The 18,566-nt window shown below is 65.6% G+C and carries 14 protein-coding genes; 5 read left to right on the forward strand and 9 right to left on the reverse strand.

Annotated features, from left to right (window positions below; translation table 11 throughout):
- Positions 1-339: 339 nt before the first annotated feature.
- The 4 genes from KZJ38_RS04855 (at position 340) to KZJ38_RS04870 (ending at position 5,401) form a co-directional block, all read left to right on the forward strand.
- The gene (locus KZJ38_RS04855) at positions 340-2,523 is read left to right on the forward strand and encodes an FUSC family protein (RefSeq protein ID WP_219799032.1); all 2,184 of its coding nucleotides are present in this window, start codon (positions 340-342) and stop codon (positions 2,521-2,523) included.
- A gap of 30 nt (positions 2,524-2,553) precedes the next feature.
- Positions 2,554-2,763, forward strand: coding sequence for a DUF1656 domain-containing protein (locus tag KZJ38_RS04860; protein ID WP_219799033.1), 210 nt, complete (start codon positions 2,554-2,556; stop codon positions 2,761-2,763).
- Positions 2,760-3,728 carry an efflux RND transporter periplasmic adaptor subunit gene (locus tag KZJ38_RS04865; RefSeq protein WP_246641640.1) on the forward strand — a complete coding sequence of 323 codons (969 nt, stop codon included), beginning with the start codon at positions 2,760-2,762 and terminating at the stop codon, positions 3,726-3,728. The genes KZJ38_RS04860 and KZJ38_RS04865 overlap by 4 nt, the downstream gene beginning before the upstream one ends.
- Positions 3,729-3,871: 143 nt before the next feature.
- Entirely contained in the window at positions 3,872-5,401 is a 1,530-nt protein-coding gene (locus KZJ38_RS04870; RefSeq protein WP_219800117.1) for an efflux transporter outer membrane subunit, read from the forward strand.
- 93 nt (positions 5,402-5,494) lie between these two features.
- On the opposite strand, the gene miaA is transcribed toward KZJ38_RS04870, so the two are convergent.
- Positions 5,495-6,457, reverse strand: a complete 963-nt coding sequence (miaA, locus tag KZJ38_RS04875) for a tRNA (adenosine(37)-N6)-dimethylallyltransferase MiaA (protein WP_219799034.1) — start codon at positions 6,455-6,457, stop codon at positions 5,495-5,497.
- A gap of 157 nt (positions 6,458-6,614) precedes the next feature.
- Entirely contained in the window at positions 6,615-8,744 is a 2,130-nt protein-coding gene (gene mutL / locus KZJ38_RS04880) for a DNA mismatch repair endonuclease MutL (RefSeq protein WP_219799035.1), read from the reverse strand.
- A gap of 324 nt (positions 8,745-9,068) precedes the next feature.
- On the opposite strand from mutL, the gene KZJ38_RS04885 reads away from it, so the two are divergent.
- The gene (locus tag KZJ38_RS04885) at positions 9,069-9,755 is read left to right on the forward strand and encodes a DedA family protein (protein WP_219799036.1); all 687 of its coding nucleotides are present in this window, start codon (positions 9,069-9,071) and stop codon (positions 9,753-9,755) included.
- 242 nt (positions 9,756-9,997) lie between these two features.
- Here the strand turns inward: KZJ38_RS04885 and KZJ38_RS04890 are convergent, their stop codons facing one another.
- From KZJ38_RS04890 to tcuA, 7 genes are all read right to left on the reverse strand, one after another.
- On the reverse strand, positions 9,998-10,813 hold the full coding sequence (locus KZJ38_RS04890; RefSeq protein WP_219799037.1) for a mechanosensitive ion channel family protein: 816 nt from the start codon (positions 10,811-10,813) through the stop codon (positions 9,998-10,000).
- Between the two features lie 354 nt (positions 10,814-11,167).
- A complete protein-coding gene (locus KZJ38_RS04895; protein ID WP_219799038.1) occupies positions 11,168-11,512 on the reverse strand; it encodes a hypothetical protein in 345 nt (114 codons plus the stop codon).
- A 251-nt stretch (positions 11,513-11,763) separates the two neighbouring features.
- Positions 11,764-13,284 (reverse strand): MFS transporter, encoded by a 1,521-nt coding sequence (locus tag KZJ38_RS04900; protein ID WP_219799039.1) that lies wholly within the window; start codon positions 13,282-13,284, stop codon positions 11,764-11,766.
- 236 nt (positions 13,285-13,520) lie between these two features.
- A complete protein-coding gene (locus KZJ38_RS04905) occupies positions 13,521-14,312 on the reverse strand; it encodes a class I SAM-dependent methyltransferase (RefSeq protein WP_219799040.1) in 792 nt (263 codons plus the stop codon).
- 158 nt (positions 14,313-14,470) lie between these two features.
- On the reverse strand, positions 14,471-15,781 hold the full coding sequence (gene tcuC, locus KZJ38_RS04910) for an MFS transporter (RefSeq protein ID WP_219799041.1): 1,311 nt from the start codon (positions 15,779-15,781) through the stop codon (positions 14,471-14,473).
- A gap of 114 nt (positions 15,782-15,895) precedes the next feature.
- A complete protein-coding gene (gene tcuB / locus KZJ38_RS04915; RefSeq protein ID WP_219799042.1) occupies positions 15,896-17,125 on the reverse strand; it encodes a tricarballylate utilization 4Fe-4S protein TcuB in 1,230 nt (409 codons plus the stop codon).
- Positions 17,112-18,563 (reverse strand): FAD-dependent tricarballylate dehydrogenase TcuA, encoded by a 1,452-nt coding sequence (tcuA, locus tag KZJ38_RS04920; RefSeq protein WP_219799043.1) that lies wholly within the window; start codon positions 18,561-18,563, stop codon positions 17,112-17,114. Before tcuA ends, tcuB begins: the two co-directional genes overlap by 14 nt.
- Between the last annotated feature and the right edge of the window lie 3 nt (positions 18,564-18,566).

Below are 18,566 nucleotides of genomic sequence, written 5' to 3' on the forward strand. Positions count from 1 at the left end.
CAACGAATCCTGCGCTTGTGCCGGGTAACGGAAAATGACGAGTTCGCACGGACAAGGCGCGCGCCGCGAGACCCGCTCCGGGAAGGGCTTCGAGCCCTGCGAGAGCAGTGTCGAAGCCGCCCTGTACGGTGGCCGAAAGGCATCTGCAACCCACGCGCCAACCGCACCGGAAACCGTGCGAATCTGAAATAGCAGTGCGTGGCGGGAAACGCATTGTTTCGTGACAGGACAGACTTGCGTGACCGTCGGGCTCGGCGCTTCGTGCACGCTTCGTGCACACCTCAGCGCGCCTCATGCCGACTCCGATAAACCAAGAACGACACGACGCGCAAAACCCTCATGACCAACCCGTCCGCTCGCGACTGGCTGTTTTCGGTCAAGACTTTCGTGGCCGGGATGCTCGCGTTATATATCGCGCTCGCCGTGCCGCTGCCGCGTCCGTCGTGGGCGCTCGCGTCGGTCTATATCGTGTCGAACCCGTTCGTCGGCGCAACGCGCTCGAAGGCGATGTTCCGCGCGATCGGCACGGTAATCGGCGCGGCGATGTCGGTCGCGCTCGTGCCGCCGTTCGTCGAATCGCCTTACCTCTTCAGCGTGCTCGTCGCACTGTGGACCGCGACGATGCTCTACCTGTCGCTGTCGGACCGCAGCGCGCGTTCATACGTATTCGTTCTGGCGGGCTTTACGCTGCCGCTCGTCGCCTTTCCGACCGTGACGAACCCGACGACGATCTTCGATGTCGCGATCGCGCGCACCGAGGAAATCCTGCTCGGCATCATCTGCGCGAGCGTGGTCGGTTCGATCCTGTTTCCAAGCCGGCTCGCGCCGACGCTGCTCGCCCGCACCGACTCGTGGTTCGCCGACGCCGCGCAGTTTGCGCGGGCCGCGCTGTCGGCGCGTTCCCACGATGTCGTGCAATTGCCGCTGCAGCAACGGCTGGCCTCGACCGTCAAGGCGCTCGACGTGCTGCTCTCGCAACTGACTTACGATCACTCGAGCCCCGAGGTCGTATCGCGCGCCTACACGCTGCGCGAACGCATGCAACTGTTCCTGCCGGTGCTGGCCGCGGTGGCCGATCCGCTTGCCGCATTCCGGCATTCGGCGGCTATCGCGCGGGTGCCGGAGTTCGAGCCGCTGCTCGCCGACGTGGGCGCGTGGATCAATGCGCCATTGCGCCGCGAGGAGAACGTATCCGTCATCGGCGATCCCGAAGCGACAAGTTTGCGCGCGCGGATCGCCGCGTTGCGCGTCAGTGTGCCGCGCACGCTTGCGCCGTGGGACGGCGCGCTGCTGTCGAACGCGCTGTGGCGCGTGCAGATGGCGATCGACATCTGGCAGGACTGCCGCGAACTGCGCGCGCTGTTCGATCAGCCCGACGGCAGCTGGCACCCACGGTTCCGGCATTGGCGCGTGAATGGCGAGCAAACCTGGGTGGACCACGGCTTCATGCTGTTTTCGTCGGGCACCGTCGCGGCTTTCGTGATCGTGGCCTGCAGCCTGTGGATTGCCTCGGGCTGGCATGACGGCGCGAATGCGGTGTTTATCGCGACGGTCGCGTGCTGCTTCTTCGCCGGCCTCGACGAACCCGCGCCGGCGATTTTCCGGTTCTTCGTCGCCAACATCGTGTCGGTGATTTTGTCGGGCGTGTATCTGTTCGTCGTGCTCCCCGAGGTCCATAACTTCGAGACGCTGCTGCTCGCGCTCGCGGTGCCGTTCCTTGCGATCGGCACGCTGATCGCGCATCCGAAATTCAATGCGGTTGCAGCGGTGATCGCGCTGTTCACCGCCACGTTCATCAGCTTCAGCGGTTCATACGACGCGAACTTCATGGTCTTTATCAATACGACTTCCGCGTCGCTTGCGGGCATCGTGTTCGCGTTTGTCTGGACCCAGGTGACACGGCCGTTCGGCGTCGAGTTTTTCGCGCAGCGGCTGATTCGCGCGACCTGGGCCGACGTCGCGCGCTCCGCGTCCGGGCAGCCGATCGCCGATGAGCGCACGTTCTTCTCGCGCATGCTCGACCGCCTGATGCAGGTGCTGCCGCGCGTCTCGGTCTCGGGCCCGCATCATCATCCTTCGGTCGAAACGTTTCGCGACTTGCGCGTGGCGTCGAGCTCGCTCGATTTGCGCCACTACCGCGAGGGCGTCGCCGCCGACATGAGCGCGCAGCTCGACCGTGTGCTGACCAATGTGCGCACCTACTACGAACTGTGCGTGGCGCGGCGCAAGCGCCAGCCGGTGCCGCGCGGACTGATCGAAGCGATCGACGCGGCGCTGTCGCGTATCTCGCAGCGCGTGGCAGGGACAACGGCAGGCACACCCGCTGACCCAACCGCAGGCACACCCGCAGGCACCGCGGCAGGCGCGGTACCGGGCGCGCCGCCGTCGTTCTCGACCGAGATCCGGCTGCGCGATGCGGTGCACGCGCTGGTCGGCCTGCGCCTGTCGCTTGCGCCGCTCGCGGTGGGCGCGCCGGCCGCGCCGGCCGGTCTCGCGGGCTCAGGACCGGCGCCGGGCGCATGAGCGTCACCCTTTGAACTCAACGAGCAAGCCATGATCGGGGAAATCAATATCGTCGGCGTTTTCGTACCCACCGTGCTGGTGCTGATGCTGGTCGCGTATCTGATCAAGCGCGGCGTCGTCGCGCTGCTCGCGCTGACCGGTTTTTATCGTTTCATCTGGCACCGGGCGGCGTTCGATTTTTGCATCTATGTGTTCATCTTCGGTGCGGTCGTCGTTCTAACGAAGCGGTTCGGCGCGTGAAACAGATCTCGGTGTTCTCCGTCATCCTGACGCTGATCGCGACCGTTGCGGCCGCGCTGGTGCTGTGGAAGGTGATCGACTACTACATGTTCTCGCCGTGGACGCGCGATGGCCGCGTGCGCGCCGATATCGTGCAGATTTCGCCTGACATCTCCGGCTGGATTACCGATATCCGCGTCGTCGACAACCAGCCGGTCAGAAAAGGCCAGGTGCTGTTCGTGATCGACGAGGCGCGCTACGGGCTCGCCTATCGCGAGGCGGCCGCGACGCTCGCGCAGCGCAAGGCGACCTACGACGAAGCGCGCCGCGAGGACGTGCGCAACCAGCAGCTGGGCAACCTCGTAGCGGTCGAGGTTCTGCAACAGAGCCACGCGCGTGCGATCGAGGCGCGCGCGCAGATGGATCTCGCGCAGGTCGCGCTCGATACCGCGCGCCTGAACCTGCAGCGCACGACGATCGTGAGTCCCGTCGACGGCTACGTAAACGACCGCGCGCCGCGTCCGAACGAATACGCGACTGCGGGGCACGCCGTGCTGTCGATCGTCGATGCGCATTCGTTCCGTGTCGACGGCTACTTCGAAGAGACGAAGATGCGGCATATCCGCATCGGGCAGGCAGTCGATATCGCGGTGATGGGCGAACCGAAGCTACTGCGCGGCCATGTGGTCAGCATCGTCGCCGCGATCGAGGACCGCGACCGCACGAACAGCACGCCGAACCTGCTGCCGAACGTCGACCCGGCGTTCAGCTGGGTGCGGCTTGCCCAACGCATCCCGGTGCGCGTCGCGCTCGACGAAGTGCCGCAGGACTTCCAGATGATCGCGGGCCGGACCGCGACGGTGCTGGTCCGCGGCCCGGAACTGCGGCCGATCGGCAACGGCGCGGCTTCTGCGCCTGGCGCCGCGTCGGCGCCGCAATCGCGGTTCGAATTGTGGTTCGAGCGGGTGATTGGAGCGCTGAGATGAACGCGAGCACGCGCCGTGCGGAGCGTGTGGATCGCGTGGCGCCGCGCGTGGGCGGTTGCGTGCGCGCGCTTTTGTCGGCGCTTCTGTCCGTGCCTGTGCGCGCATTCGCGTTCGCGCGTATCAGGACGCCCGGCGCGGCATGCATGGCGTTATCGGCGCTTACGTCCCTCGTATTTGCATCCGTCGCGTTGCTTACCGGCTGCACGGTCGGCCCGAACTATTCGCTGCCGAAAGACGCGCTCGTCAACTCGAACTTCGCGAATGCGCCGATCGACGGCTCGAACGATCCGCTCGTCACGCAGCAGCCCGTTCCGCAGAACTGGTGGCGCCTCTACGACGACCCGGTGTTGAACAGCCTTGTCGAAGATGCGCTTGCCGAGAACCGCGACTTGCGCGTCGCGGTCGCGAATCTCGCGGCGTCGCGCGCCGAAGTGCAGTTCGCGCGCGAGCAGGACGGTTTCTCGGGCGACGCATTGGGAACCGTTCAATACTCGCAGCTCTCGCCCGAACAGTTCCTCACCAACAAGATTCCGCCACAGACGCTCGCCGTGCTTGGCTTTAACGTGTCGTATGAGCTCGATCTATTCGGCAAGCTGCGTCGCGGCGTCGAAGCGGCGAAGGCCGACGACGACGCGGTCGAAGCCGCGCGCGATCTCGTGCGCATCACCGTGGTCGCGGACGTCGTGCGTTCGTACGTCGAGAACTGCGCGGCGGCCGAAGAACTCGCGATCGCGCAGCATTCGCTTGCGCTCGAGCGCGAGCGCGTCGACGTATCGCAACGGCTTTTCCAGGCGGGCCGCGGCAACGAGCCGGACGTGACGCGCGGCATCACGCAGCGCGACACGATCGCCGCCGAGATTCCGCGTTTCATGCTGCGCCAGCGCGTCGCGCAATACCGGCTCGCGACGCTACTCGCGCGCTCGCCGCAAGATTTGCCGCCGGCGGCGAAGAACTGCGCGAAGCTGCCGCAGATCGGCGAGCCGTTGCCGGTCGGCGACGGCGCCGCCTTGCTCAAGCGCCGGCCCGACGTGCGCGAGGCAGAGCGCAAACTCGCGGCGTCGACGGCGCGCATCGGCGTCGCGACAGCGGCGCTGTATCCGACCATCAGCCTCGGTGCGAGTGCGGGCTTCAACGGGCTCGCATCCGATATCGGCACCGCGCCGACCGCGTACTACTCGGTCGGCCCGATGATCAGCTGGGTGTTTCCGGTGAACGGCCAGCGCGCGAAGGTGCAACAGGCCGAAGCGTCGACGGTGGCGTCGCTTGCGCATTTCGATTCGGTCGTGCTGAACGCGCTGCGCGAAACCGAGTCCGCGCTCGCGACCTACAGCCTGGACACGCAGCGCGCGCAGGTTCTCGAAACCGCGCTGCAGTCGGCGCGCACGTCGGCCGATCAGACGCACCAGTTGTACACGAGCGGCCGCGAGTCGTTTATCTCGGACCTCGACGCGACGCGCACGCTAACGCAGGTCGATGCGCAGGTTGCCGCGGCGCGCTCGACGGTGGCGGTCGATCGGGTCAATCTGTTTCTTGCGCTCGGTGGCGGGTGGGAAGAAGAGGAGCAGGGCGCGCAGACCGGCGCGTCACAGGCGGGCTCCGGGAGTCGCGCGCGACAGGCCGCACAGGGGAGCGGGCAGGCCGCTGTTCAACCGGGTGCGCACAGGAGCGAGTAGCTGGCAATCGGAGCGCGTGGGCGGTCGTACGCAAGGCACACGCGAACAATCGACACGTAGCGAACGCCCGATGTTCCCGCCGCCTCGAATGTGTCAATCGAGCCCGTCGGCGATCCGCTCCAGCGCATGCAGCGCCTGTTCGGTCGCATCAAGCGCGCAGCAGTCGATCACAATCCGTTCCGGCATCGCGCGCAGCCACGTCAACTGTCGCTTGCACAACTGCCGCGTCGCGAAGACGCCTTTGTCGCGCATCGTCGCGTAGTCGATCGCGCCGTCGAGATATTCCCACGCCTGCCGGTAGCCGACGCAGCGCATCGACGGCAGACCCGCATGCAGATCGCCGCGCGCGCGCAACCGTTGCACTTCATCGATCAAGCCCGCCTCGAGCATCGCGTCGAAACGCTGCGCGATGCGCGCGTGCAGCATGGCGCGATCCGACGGCTCGAGCGCGACCGGCACGAAGCGGTAGCGTGCCGCGGCCGGATCGTCGCGTGTGGGCGCCGCGAGCAGCGCCGACATCGGCTGACCGGCCAGCATAAAGACTTCGAGCGCGCGCTGGATGCGCTGCGCGTCGTTCGGCGCGAGCCGCGCGGCCGTTTGCGGATCGACGGCGGCGAGGCGCGCGTGCAGCGCGGGCCAGCCGTCGTGCGCGGCATCGGCTTCAAGCCCGGCGCGCAGCGCGGCATCGGCGGCGGGCAGGTCGTTGAGCCCTTGCGTCAGCGCCTTGTAGTACAGCATCGTGCCGCCGACCAGCAAGGGCACGCGGCCCCGCGCGACGATCGCATCGAGCGCGCGCAACGCATCGGTGCGGAAATCGGAAGCCGAATACGCATCGGCCGGATCGACGATGTCGATCAGATGATGCGGCACCCGCGCGCGCTCTTCCGCGCTCGGCTTCGCGGTGCCGATATCCATGCCGCGATAGACGAGCGCCGAATCGACGCTGACGATTTCCGTCGGATGCCGTGCCGCAAACGCGAGCGCAGCGGCGGTTTTGCCCGATGCCGTGGGGCCGAGCAGACAAGCGATGGGAAGCGGGGCGGCGGCACGGGTCATGGCGATGCGCTCAGGCGCGGGCGAACCGCAACGCAATCGTGTAAGCGAACGCGTGCATATGCGGAGCGCGCGCGGCGCAATGCATGCGGACGGCGTGCAACGTCGGCGCTGTCTTCAGTGCACACAACCGTTGTGCACGCATCGATCCGCAACGCGTTCATTGTCCGCGCATGAAAAGGCGATCGAGGTCGGACAGCGTCAGCTGATACCACGTCGGCCGGCCGTGATTGCACTGATCCGCGCGTTCGGTCGCTTCCATCTGCCGCAACAGCGCGTTCATTTCATCGAGCGTCAGGCGCCGGTTCGCGCGCACCGCGTGATGGCATGCGAGCGTACCGAGCAGCTCGTGCTGACGCTCGGTCAGTACGCGCGAGCCGCCGAACGCATGCAAGTCGGACAGCACAGCGCGCGCGAGCGCGGGCAGATCGGCGTCTTTCAGCAGCGCCGGCACCGCGCGAATCGCAAGCGTGGTCGGCGACAGCACGGCAAGGTCGAAACCGAGCGCATCGAGCGTCTCGCGTTCTTCCTCGACGATGCCGATTTCGACGGGATCGGCCGGCATCGACTGCGGAATCAGCAGCGGCTGCACAGCGATTGTCCGGTCGGCAAGCGCGTTCTTGAACTGCTCGTACAGGATGCGCTCGTGCGCCGCGTGCATATCGACGATCACGAGCCCGCGCGTATTCTGCGCGAGCACGTAGATGCCGTGGATCTGGCCGAGCGCGAAACCGAGCGGCTGGTCGTCGGAGGCATCGAATGTGTCAAATGCGGCGGCGGCCGGCAGCGATGCGAACGGCGAGCGCGTGTCGTCGCCATCGCGCGCGACGGGCGCCGTGGATGCGTCGAATGGCGTCGCGCCGTATGGCGTGCCGGCGTTGCTGTCCTTGCGGCCAAACAGCGCGTCGTAGAGCGCAAGCGGCTGCGCCACCGGCAGCGTGCCCTGGCGCATCCGCGCATCGCGCATCCATGTCGTACCCGACGGCGGCGCGTTGCTGCCGAAGCGGCTGCCGCCATCCGACGACGATGCACCGCTGCCGCTCGCGCCGCCGCTTCCGCCGAAGCCACCCGCGCTACCTGTGCCGGCGAAGCCACCGCCGCCACCCGCACCACCGAGCGGCGTCGACCCAAACGACCCCGGCCGCCCAAGCGGTTCGATATGCGCGGCATGGCCGCCCGCCGTCGTCTCCGGCGACGCGCCCGCATGACGCGCGAGCGCGCGCTGCACGGCGTGGAACACAAACTGGTGAATCGAGCGCGAGTCGCGAAAGCGCACTTCGATCTTCGACGGATGCACGTTCACATCGACCGCTTCGGGCGGCAGATCGAGGAACAGCACATACGACGGGTAACGGTCGCCGTGCAGCACGTCTTCGTAAGCGGCGCGCACCGCGTGGGTGAGCAGCTTGTCGCGCACGTAGCGGCCGTTCACGAAAAAGTACTGCTGGTCGGCGCGGCCTCGGCTGGCGGTCGGCAAGCCGGCGCAGCCGTACACGGCGAGCGGACCGGCCGCTTCGTCGAGCGGCAGATGCGCGGTGGCGAACGCTTCGCCGAGAATCTTCGCGACGCGCGCCGCCGGATCGCTTGCGTTCCAGTGTTCGACCGCACGACCGTTATGCAGCACCGAAATCGCGACGTCGGGCCGCGCGAGCGCGACGCGGCGGACCATCTCGATGCAATGGCCGAGCTCGGTCTGTTCGCTCTTCAGGAATTTGCGGCGCGCCGGCGTATTGAAGTACAGCTCGCGCACTTCGATGGTGGTGCCTTGCGTGCCGGCCGCGGGCGTCAGCGCACCAGTGTTCGCGTCGATGCGCGTCGCGTGCGGCGCGTCGCCGATGCGGCTCGTGATGGCCATTTCCGACACCGATGCGATCGACGCCAGCGCCTCGCCGCGAAACCCGAGCGTCGCGACCGCTTCGAGTTCCGCGAGCGAGCGGATCTTGCTCGTCGCGTGACGCGTCAGCGCGAGCGCGAGTTCGGCTTCAGGGATGCCGCAGCCGTCGTCGGTGATCGAAATGCGTTTGACGCCGCCTTCGTCGAGCAGAATGCGCAGTGTGGTCGCGCCGGCGTCGAGCGCGTTCTCGAGCAGCTCCTTGACGACCGAGGCGGGCCGCTCGACCACTTCGCCGGCGGCGATCTGGCTGATCAGCTGGTCGGGCAGGGGCTGGATCGCGCGCGGCGCGCGTGCCGCAGGCAACGCGCGGGATGGGGCGGCGGCAACGGAAGCTTGCGCGGGCGCGGCGGAGGCGCTCGCGGCCGTGCCGTCTGACGGTTCGCGGAATTCGGACATGGCGGAATTATAGCGATTCGCCGTGCGGCGACCCTGGGCCCGTCGCCATCGGCTCGCCGCGATCGTCGCCGCCGTGGCGCCCGGCCGCTCATAATTTCTTAATATTGAAGCCGACACTTTCGGTATCATGGCGCGGTCGCAATTCCGGTCGGGCGCGTTTTGTTGTTTTGTGTTAAGCGCGGCTGTGCGCATCGCCCCATCGGGTGCATCGGATGCTGCGACAGATGGTGCGTGTGCGCGCATTCGCGTGCGCTTTTCGTCGGACTACAAGCGCGCCGGAAGCGGCCCACGCTGAGCCATTCACGCTCTTGAGAGGATGTCTTTTTGGATACGCTGCTGCATTTCGTCAATCTCGTCCTGCACATCGACGCCTTCCTTGGCGATTTCATTCGCCAGTACGGCGCATGGGTGTATGCGGTCCTCTTCCTGATCGTGTTTTGCGAAACCGGTCTCGTCGTCCTGCCGTTCCTGCCCGGCGACTCGCTGCTCTTTATCGGCGGCGCGTTCGCGGCGAGCGGCGCCATGAATGTCGGGTTTCTGATCGTGCTGCTTGTCGTCGCGGCCGTGACCGGCAACACGGTCAACTACATGATCGGGCGCGCGATCGGCGTGAGGGTGTTCGATTCGCACATTCCTGTGCTTGAGCGGTTCCTCGATCGCGAGGCGCTGCGCAAGACGCACAACTTCTACGAAAAGCACGGCGGCAAGACGATCGTGCTGGCGCGTTTCATTCCGGTCGTGCGGACCTTCGCGCCGTTTGTCGCGGGCGCGTCGCAGATGACCGTGCGCCGCTTCCAGCTATTCAACATTGCCGGCGCGTTGTTCTGGGTGCTGCTGCTCGTATTGCTCGGCTATTTCTTCGGCAACATTCCGTTTATCCGTCAGTACCTGAACGTGATCGTGCTGGTCGGCATCGGCGCCGCGATCGTGCCGGTTGTGTTGGGCGCGCTGTGGAAGGTGGTGCGGCGACGGGCGCCGGAGACTTCCGCGCGCAAAACGGGCGGACAGTGACGGCTGTGAGCGCCTCGTCAGTCTGACGGGCAAGCATCGCGCGGCGAACCGCGCATCAGGTAAGACGGAGGGCATCGCATCACGCTTGCGATGCCCTTTGTGTTTGTGTTGCCGCAACGGATTGCGGATTGGATGCGCGTATTGCGTTTAGAGCGATGAGCGCGATGAGCATTGCGGCGACCGCGAGCACCGCACGCCGCGCAGGCCGCGCAGGCCGCGCAGGCCGTCAAACCACGGTTCGGCTAGGAACTGGCCGTGCGTCGCACGAACGGTGTTTCCGGCGTCGGATAGCCGGCTTCCCTGAAGGTCTCGACAATCGCGCGGTTCGTGTCGAAGTAGACCTGCCAGTAGTGGTCGGTATGCGTGTAAGGCCGCACGCACAGCATCGGTCCTTCGGGCGTGAACGACAGCACTTCGATATCGGGCGCGGGGTTCTCCGCGACATTCGGGATGCGTACGACGGCCGCGCGCAGCCGGTTCGTCGCATCGATGGGATCGACGCCGTTGGCGATCTTCGCGGTCAGCTCGACGCGGCGCACGGGCAGCGCGCTGTAGTTCGAGATCGTGTCGGAGAAGATCTTGTTGTTGCCGACGATGGTCGTGACGTTGTCGGGCGTGACGATCGTCGTGCCGAACAGCCCGAGTTCGCGGACTGTGCCGGTCACGCCGCCGGCCGTGACGTAATCGCCGACCTTGAACGGCCGCAGCACCTGCATGAATATGCCGGCCGCGAAGTGCGCGAGCAGGCCGCCCCATGCGGTGCCGATGGCGAGACCGAGACCCGCGAGCAGTGCGGCGAACGACGTGGTCTGTACGCCGAACACCTGCAGAATCGCGAGAATCAGCAGCAGATTCAGCAGCGCGCCGAGAATCGAGCTGAGGTAATGCGCGAGTGTCGGGTCGACGCGGCTATTGCGTTCGAGAACCGAGCGCAGCACGCGCGTGATGAGTCCGATGACCCAGCGCCCGATGATCCACAGAACGATCGCGGCAAGTACTTTGGTTCCGAAGTCGATGCCCCGGGTCATCAGGAAAACGCGTACGGTTTCAAGGTCCACGATGTCCTCGCTCGAGTCGGTTATGTTGTGCTTCGTTTGATCGACTGCAGCGCATGTGCGGTGCTGCGCGGCGCCAACGTGCGTGTGCGCCGCTGTTGCTCTGCCACTGCGATGTGTTATTGCGGACGCCTTTGCCCGGGAAGGTAGGACAGGGCATGGGGCGTGATGGCTAGCGGGGCTCGTCCTCCCCGTAGTGCCTATAGTTCTCGGGAGTTATAGCCGAGCGCGCGAGCGTTAGCAAGTCGTATTCCCGCATTGCTATGCATCGTTCATCCAGAAGTCACACATGGCTCGCGCCGCGGCTGGTCGAACGCGCCGGCTTGATGTTTGCCTCAGGCCGGCTTGGGCGCTCGCTTAGGGCGCCGCATTGATGCGCAATGCTTGAAAACGACGCGAGCGCCGCTGCTCGCGCAATCGTGCAAAACAGAAACCGGCCGCACCGGCGAGCCCATACGCGCACGCGCGTCCGCCAAACGCAAGGGCGGAACTGAACTTGCCATAGCGCAGTTGCGAGTCGGCGAACACGAGGAAGGTCAGCGCCGCATCGAAGATCAGCGCGAACAGCGCGACCGTCATGAAAATGCGCGAGCCGTCGAGCGACTCGTCGGGCCATAACCAGTTGACGACGCAACAAACGGCCAGCACGACCGCGAGCAGCGCGAAAACCCACAGCAGGTGAAAGAAGAGAAGGTCGAACATCGATATCGGCGAGGAAAGCACAAAGGAAAACGCAAAGCGACAGGCGCGTTGTTCAGCTTCGCTGCGCGTGTGTTGCACAGCTGTTGCAACACACGGAGCGAGGCGGCGCGCGATCATTGCATGCCTTTCTCTCTCAATAAATAGCGATGTGCGGATATCGACTGCAAAAGCTTTGGAATGCAAAAAGGCTCACCGGTTACCCGATGAGCCTTTGTATGTTGCCGCCTGTTTTCAGCGGTTATCGCGTGGTGTCAGCGCATTGCAGAGGTCGCCGCCGCTGCGCCCGTCGTACCCGTCGCGAAATCTTCCGCATCGACGTCGTAGCCCGACGGCTCCCAGCGAATCGCGAGCAACGCAACGAGTCCGCACAGCGGCGCGGCCGCGATGATCCAGAACACGCGCGTGCCGAGCGCGGCCGCGAGCACCGGGAACAGGAACAGCGACACGGTCGAGCTTGCGCGCATCAACGTCTGGTTGAAGCCGACGCCCACGCCGCGCAGCGACGTCGGGTAGCTGAGCGAGGCGAACGTCATGCTGTGCGAGCCGGGACCGAAGCCTTGGCCGAGCAGGAACGCGCCGAGCAGCGCGACCGCGATGACGACCTGCACGCCGCCCGCCGGCTTGCCGACAATCGCGAGACCGACGAGCGCGGCGAGCTGGAACATATAGCCGAGTACCGTCGGTTTCCATGCGCCGGTCTTCGGCACCGTGCGCACGGCGATCAGCCCACCGACGAACGCGAACGCGAGATTGAGCGCGAGCGAGGCGAGGATCGTCGTCAGCATCGATTGAGCGAGGAAGCTCGAGATAATCACTGGCAGCCCGAACGCGACTGCGTTATAGGCAAACGACGACGCCACCGCGATCACCGTCGCGAGCACCGTGCGCCTCAGATAGACGCCGCGCAGCAGCGTGCCGTAGTTGGCCCACGATGCGCGCCGCGGCGCGCTCGTTGCGGCGGCGGTGGCTCGCAATGCATCCGGTGCGACCGCCGCGTCGATGCCGTACGAGCGTTTGAGGATTTTCGCGGCGCCCGCGAGATCGCCCTGATTCGCGGCCCACACCGGCGACTCGCTGATGTAGCGGCTGCGGATCGCGATGATGATCAGCGCGGGCACGGCGCCGAAGCCGAGAATCAGTCGCCATAGCAGCGGCTGGTGGCTGGCCGGCAGCATCGCGTAGAAGGCGAGCACGAGCAGATACGACACGCTGATCGCCGCGTACCAGACAGGGCACCACATTGCGACGCGCGCGGCCTTGTTGCCGCGTCCGTTCAGCCGCGAGAACTCGGCGAGAAACGCCATCGCAACGGGCAGATCGATGCCGACGCCGAGACCCATCACGAAACGCGCGCCGCCGAGCACCCAGGCATTTGGCGCAAACGCGCACGCGAGCGCGGCGACCACGAAGAAGAACATATCGGCCATAAACACGCGGTAGCGGCCGATGCGGTCGGTCAGAAAACCGCCGAGGCAGGCGCCGACGATCGCGCCGAACGTGATGGCCGAGGCGACGAAGCCGGTGCCGGCCGGCGTCAGCGAAAATTCGCGCGCGACATCCTTGAGGCCGAATGCGAGCGCGCCGAGGTCGTAGGCGTCGAGAAACACGCCGCCGAGTGCGATGGCGACGACGATGCGCGCATCGCTGCCAACGGCGGCGCCCTGGTTGACGAGACTTGAGACATCCGCGGCGGAGCGGATCAGCGCACGCGCGGGAGCGGCCGCTTGTTGGGCCGGCGTCGCGGCGCGTTCGGGAGCGAGGGAGGTAGACATGCGGCGAGCGCGCAAAAACGCGCAAAGCCGTGATGGTACGGGCGCCTTACGATACCCGGCAAAGTTATTTTCGTTATTAGCTCATGCGCGGTGCGGTGCGGGGGCGGGCCGCCGCGAGAGGCTGTGCTGCAGGGCCGACATTAACGCTGCAATCAGTGCGGTGCAATCAACGCGGTCTTATCAACGCGGTCTTATCAACGCTGTGGAATCAACGCTGTGGAATCACCGCCGCGCGATCACCGCCGCGCAATCACCGCCGTCGACTCGACCCATTCATCGAGCCAGCCGTCGCACGCATGCGTGTCGAGCAGTTGCTTCGCGCGTTCCATCAGTTCATCGAGCTTATCGCCCAGACGACTGCGCGACAGACTCGACATCGAAAGCGGCCGCATCATCAGCGCGTCGACCGACACGCGGCGCCGTTCGACGACCGATATGCGCTCGAGCGACGCAAACGCCGATTGCAGGAGCACCGCTTCATGGCTGACCCAGTCGACGGATTTGCGGCGCGCACGGGCGGGGTCGGCTTGCGCATACTGATCGAGCAGGCTTCGGAAGTCGGCCATCCACGGTTCGGTTGCGCTTTCGGGGTGCGATGTGCCGAACAGCGCGACCGCACCGCCTGGCTCGATCAGCGTATCGAGGCGCCGCAGCGTGTCGGCACGGTCCATCCAGTGAAACGCCCGGCCGATCACCGCAAGCCGGAACCGTCCCATGTCGTCGGCGAGATCGTACGAGCTGCCGTTGCGGAACACGATATTCGGCGCGATGCCGGCGCCCAGTTCCGATGCGATGCGCAGCATGCCCGGTTCAGGGTCGAGTGCGAGCCCATCGGCGACCCACGACGCAAACGCGATCGACAACTGCCCCGGCCCGCAGCCGAGGTCGAGCAGACGCTGTGTGCCGTCGAGTTCCGCAGCAAGCGCGACACGCCGGATCAAACGGGGAGAGTAGGCTGCGCGGCCGGTCAGATAATGCGCGGCGGCCTGCCTGAAACGGTCGGGGATGAAGGGAATCGGATCGGTCATGAGGCGCATCGGCATGCTGAAGGACAAACCGATGTTAGCTGAAGCGCCGTGTGGCCCGCAGTTCGGAGCCTGACCTTGATGCGGTTCCCGCCGCACGGTACGCATGGGGTGCGCGCCCGGCGGGAACCCGAACCTGCTTGCTGCTTATTGCATGTTGCCTACGCCACGTCCCGCAACCGCTCCGCGACGCCGCCTTTGCGATACAGGATAAGCGTCGCGATCAGCCCGCATACGGCCGCGAAGCTCAGCCAGTAGCCAGGCGCGGCCTTGTCGTGCAGTGCCTGGATCAGGAACGTCGACACAGCCGGCGTAAAGCCGCCAAAGAGCGCCGTGGCAAGACTGAACGCCAGCGAGAAGCCCGCGACGCGCACTTCGACCGGCATCACTTCCGTCAGCGCGGCGACCATTGCGCCGTTGTACGCGCCGAAGAAGAACGAGAACCACATCAGCACGATAAACATGCGGCCGAAGCTCGGCGCAGCGGCGAGCCACGACAGCGCCGGATACGCGGTGAAAATCGCCAGCACGGTGATCAGCAGCAGCAGCGGCTTGCGGCCGATACGGTCCGATACCGCGCCGCCGATCGGCAGCCAGATGAAGTTGCCGATACCGACGCACAGCGTGACGATCAGACTATCGGCCGTCGACAGCTTCAGCACGGTCTTGCCGAAGGTCGGCGTATAGACGGTGATGAGATAGAACGTCGTGGTCGTCATCGCGGTGAGCAGCATGCCGGCAATCACCGTCGTCCAGTTCGCGAGCATCGAGCGGAACACTTCGCGCGCGGTCGGATGGTGCTTGCGGGCCGCGAACGCTTCGGTCTCCTGCAGCGAGCGGCGCAGCAAAAACAGGAACGGCACGATGATGCAGCCGATAAAGAACGGAATGCGCCAACCCCATGCATGCAGCGTGTCGATGGGCATCCATGCGTTCAATGCGTAGCCGAGCAGCGCGGCGACGATAATCGCGACCTGCTGGCTGGCCGACTGCCAGCTCGTATAGAAGCCCTTGCGGCCCGGCGTCGCCATTTCGGCCAGATACACCGACACGCCGCCCAGTTCCGCGCCCGCCGAAAAGCCTTGCAGCAGGCGACCGATCAGCACGAGCGCCGGTGCGAGCAGGCCGATCGTTTCATAGCCGGGCACGCACGCGATCAGGATCGTGCCGCTCGCCATCAACGAGAGCGTGACGATCAGGCCTTTGCGGCGGCCCACTTCGTCGATATACGCGCCGAGCACGATCGCGCCGAGCGGCCGCATCAGGAAGCCGGCGCCGAAGACCGCGAAGGTCAGCATCAGCGATGCGAATTCGCTGCCGGTCGGGAAGAACACCTTCGAGATATAGGTGGCGTAGAAGCCAAACAGGAAGAAGTCGAACTGCTCGAGAAAATTGCCGCTCGTGACCCGCAGCACGGCGGCCGCCTTCGACCGGGTTGTGTGCGCCGCGAGGGGCGTGGTGGTCGAGGACATTATGTGTGTCTCCATGGGGTATTTCCGCAATGCGTAGTTTGAACCTTTGTCGCTCTGTTTTCCTTTCATTCCGAAAGGAATGCGGCCTTAAATCAGCGCGCCTCGTACGCTAACTCATTCCGAACCGAGCTTCAAACTATTCGCCTGTCTTTTTTCGATCGACGACTTGAGCAGTGCGGCACTGCGGTAAATGCCGTGCGCGAATTTGCCGTAAGGCAGCGTCGCGAACAACGCGAGCACGACGCCTAAGTGCACAGCGAGCAGCCATCCGAGCGCCGCCGTATCGCGCCAGGCGAGCAGGGCGAGGCCGGTCGCGCTCGTGAGCAGCAGCAACGCGATAAAGCCGCGATCCATCGGCTTTTGCGCAGCGTCGCCGCGTGCCGGATCGCGCTTCATGTTCAGCCATAGCAAACCGGCGGGCCCGATCAGCAAACCGATGCCGCCGAGCGTGCCGAGCAGCACGGGCACGCTCACGAACGGATACGGCGCATGCAGGTCGAGGAAATAGTGATAAAACGTTGCGACGACGGTCGCGGCGAAACACAGCATGAAGCCGTAGAACGTGAAGTGATGAAAGCGCCGCCGCGCGAGCGTGAAGCGATCGTCGGCTTCGTTGCAGCCGTCGCCGTGGCCGCCGTCGAGGTACTTGAGCGTCAGCGCATTTTTCGTTGCTTCCGCAACTGCCCCGCCTGCGGTCGCACTCGATGCGGTTCCCGCCGTCACGTCCTTCCAGAAGCGCGTCACGCCTACACCGAGCGACACGATCGCCAGCACGAACACGATGCCGAATAGCAGCGCGAGCAGGTTGTGCGGGAAGATCGCATAGAAGTTGCCGGCGAGCGGCGTGCCGAAAAGCGGCCCTTTCATCGCCATGCCGAGCACGAGGAAAAGCGCGAGGCCGACTGCAAGCGCGAGCGACAGCGTGAGGCCATTGCGTTTATACAGCGCGCCCATAAACGACGGCACCGCGTATTCACTGTACGTGTCGAGACGCACCCTGGCCATCGCCTGCGGCACATTGACCGCGAATTCATGCGGCGGTGCGTACTGGCACGCGTGGTAGCACGCGCCGCAGTTATGGCACAGGTTCGCGAGGTAGTTGACGTCGGCTTTGCCGAATTCGAGGCGGCGTGTCATCGCGGGGAACACTGCGCAAAAGCCCTCGCAATAGCGGCACGCATTGCAGATCTGCATTTGCCGCGCGACTTCCGTTTCGTTTTCGGTGAGCGGCAGCACGCGGATAGTCCGGTTCGTGTGCTGCGACTGCCCGCCGCCGCCGTTCGTTCCCTCGCGGCCGGACGCCAGTTGCTGCGCATCGTGCGCGAGTGCTTCAAGCTTCTGCACGTTCTACTCCAGTTGATTCGCTTGCGGCATCGGCCGTCCAGTCGGTGAGCGCCTGTCCCTTCGCGGCGTAGGCGGCTTGCCGGCCCGCGATGCGGCCGAACGCGGTGCCGATCGACATGCCGACGCCCGCCGTATAGCCCTTGCCGAGAACGTTGCCGGCCATCATCTCGCCGGCCACGAACAGGTTATCGCTCGGCTTGCCGTCGAAATGCACCTGCGCGCGGTCGTTGACCTTGAGCCCGAGGTACGTGAACGTGATGCCCGGACGCAGCGCGTAACCGTAGAACGGCGCTTTATCGAGCGGCAGCGCCCAGTGTGTTTTCGACGGCGTGAGGCCTTCGGTATGGCAGTCGTCGAGCTTCGTGTGGTCGAATGTGCCGGGCCGGCATGCGGCGTTGTACGCGTTGACGGTATCCATGAAGGTGTCAACGGGCAGGCCGAGCGCGCGCGCGAGGTCGGGCAGCGTGTCGGCCTTGACGCCCGGAAACACGGGCGGCATGAAGCGGCCGATCGCTTGCGAATCGATGATCGAATAACCGATCTGTCCTGGCTGCTGTGCCACGAGCCGGCCCCAGATCGCGTAGCGCTTCGGCCAGAAGTCTTCGCCCTCGTCGTAGAAGCGCTCGGCATCGCGGTTCACGACCACGCCGAGCGACACGCAATCGATGCGCGTGCAGATGCCGCCGTCGTACAGCGGCGCGCGCGCGTCGATTGCCACGCAATGCGATTGCGACGGATCGCCGATCGCGTCGGCGCGCGCTTCCTCGATCATGTGTTTGAGCAGCACGCCCATGTTGAAGCGTGTGCCGCGAATCAGGAAGTTATCGGCCGGCCATTCGCCGCGCTCGTTTTGCCCCCACGCTTCGCGCAGCCATTCGCGGTTCGATTCGAAGCCGCCGGCGGCGAGCACGCACGCGCGTGCCTCGAAGCGCTGGTTGCCGCTTTTCGCGGCGACGAAGCGGCCGTTGTCGAGTTCGATCGAATCGACCGGCGTTTCATAGCGGATCTGCACGCCGAGCGCTTCCGCGCTGCGGTAGTACGCGTTGACGAGCGCCTTGCCGCCGCCCATAAAGAACGCGTTAGTTCGCGCGACGTGCAGCGCGCCCGATAGCGGCGGCTGAAAGCGTACGCCGTGCTTGCGCATCCATGGACGGCACGTCGACGACGCGCGAATCGTGAGGCGCGCGAGGTATTCGTTCGTGATGCCGCCCGTGACCTTGAGCAGGTCCTGCCAGTACTCTTCTTCCGGGTACGCTTCGACGAGCACGTCTTGCGGCGCGTCGTGCATGCAGCGCAGATTGCGCGTGTGCTGGGAATTGCCGCCGCGCCATTCGCGCGGCGCGGACTCGAGCAGCAGCACCGATGCGCCGGCTTCGCGCGCCATGAGCGCGGCGCACAACGCGGCGTTGCCGCCGCCGATGACTAATACGTCGACCATGTG

Source organism: Paraburkholderia edwinii (genome assembly GCF_019428685.1).
Lineage (GTDB): Bacteria > Pseudomonadota > Gammaproteobacteria > Burkholderiales > Burkholderiaceae > Paraburkholderia > Paraburkholderia edwinii.

Excerpts from the sequence above, each read along its gene's own strand:
- tcuC (WP_219799041.1), bottom strand. The coding sequence starts at position 15,781 with ATGTCCTCGACCACCACGCCCCTCGCGGCGCACACAACCCGGTCGAAG.
- KZJ38_RS04905 (WP_219799040.1), bottom strand. The coding sequence starts at position 14,312 with ATGACCGATCCGATTCCCTTCATCCCCGACCGTTTCAGGCAGGCCGCC.
- KZJ38_RS04860 (WP_219799033.1), top strand. The coding sequence starts at position 2,554 with ATGATCGGGGAAATCAATATCGTCGGCGTTTTCGTACCCACCGTGCTG.
- KZJ38_RS04900 (WP_219799039.1), bottom strand. The coding sequence starts at position 13,284 with ATGTCTACCTCCCTCGCTCCCGAACGCGCCGCGACGCCGGCCCAACAA.
- mutL (WP_219799035.1), bottom strand. The coding sequence starts at position 8,744 with ATGTCCGAATTCCGCGAACCGTCAGACGGCACGGCCGCGAGCGCCTCC.
- KZJ38_RS04895 (WP_219799038.1), bottom strand. The coding sequence starts at position 11,512 with ATGTTCGACCTTCTCTTCTTTCACCTGCTGTGGGTTTTCGCGCTGCTC.
- KZJ38_RS04870 (WP_219800117.1), top strand. The coding sequence starts at position 3,872 with ATGGCGTTATCGGCGCTTACGTCCCTCGTATTTGCATCCGTCGCGTTG.
- tcuA (WP_219799043.1), bottom strand. The coding sequence starts at position 18,563 with ATGGTCGACGTATTAGTCATCGGCGGCGGCAACGCCGCGTTGTGCGCC.
- KZJ38_RS04855 (WP_219799032.1), top strand. The coding sequence starts at position 340 with ATGACCAACCCGTCCGCTCGCGACTGGCTGTTTTCGGTCAAGACTTTC.
- miaA (WP_219799034.1), bottom strand. The coding sequence starts at position 6,457 with ATGACCCGTGCCGCCGCCCCGCTTCCCATCGCTTGTCTGCTCGGCCCC.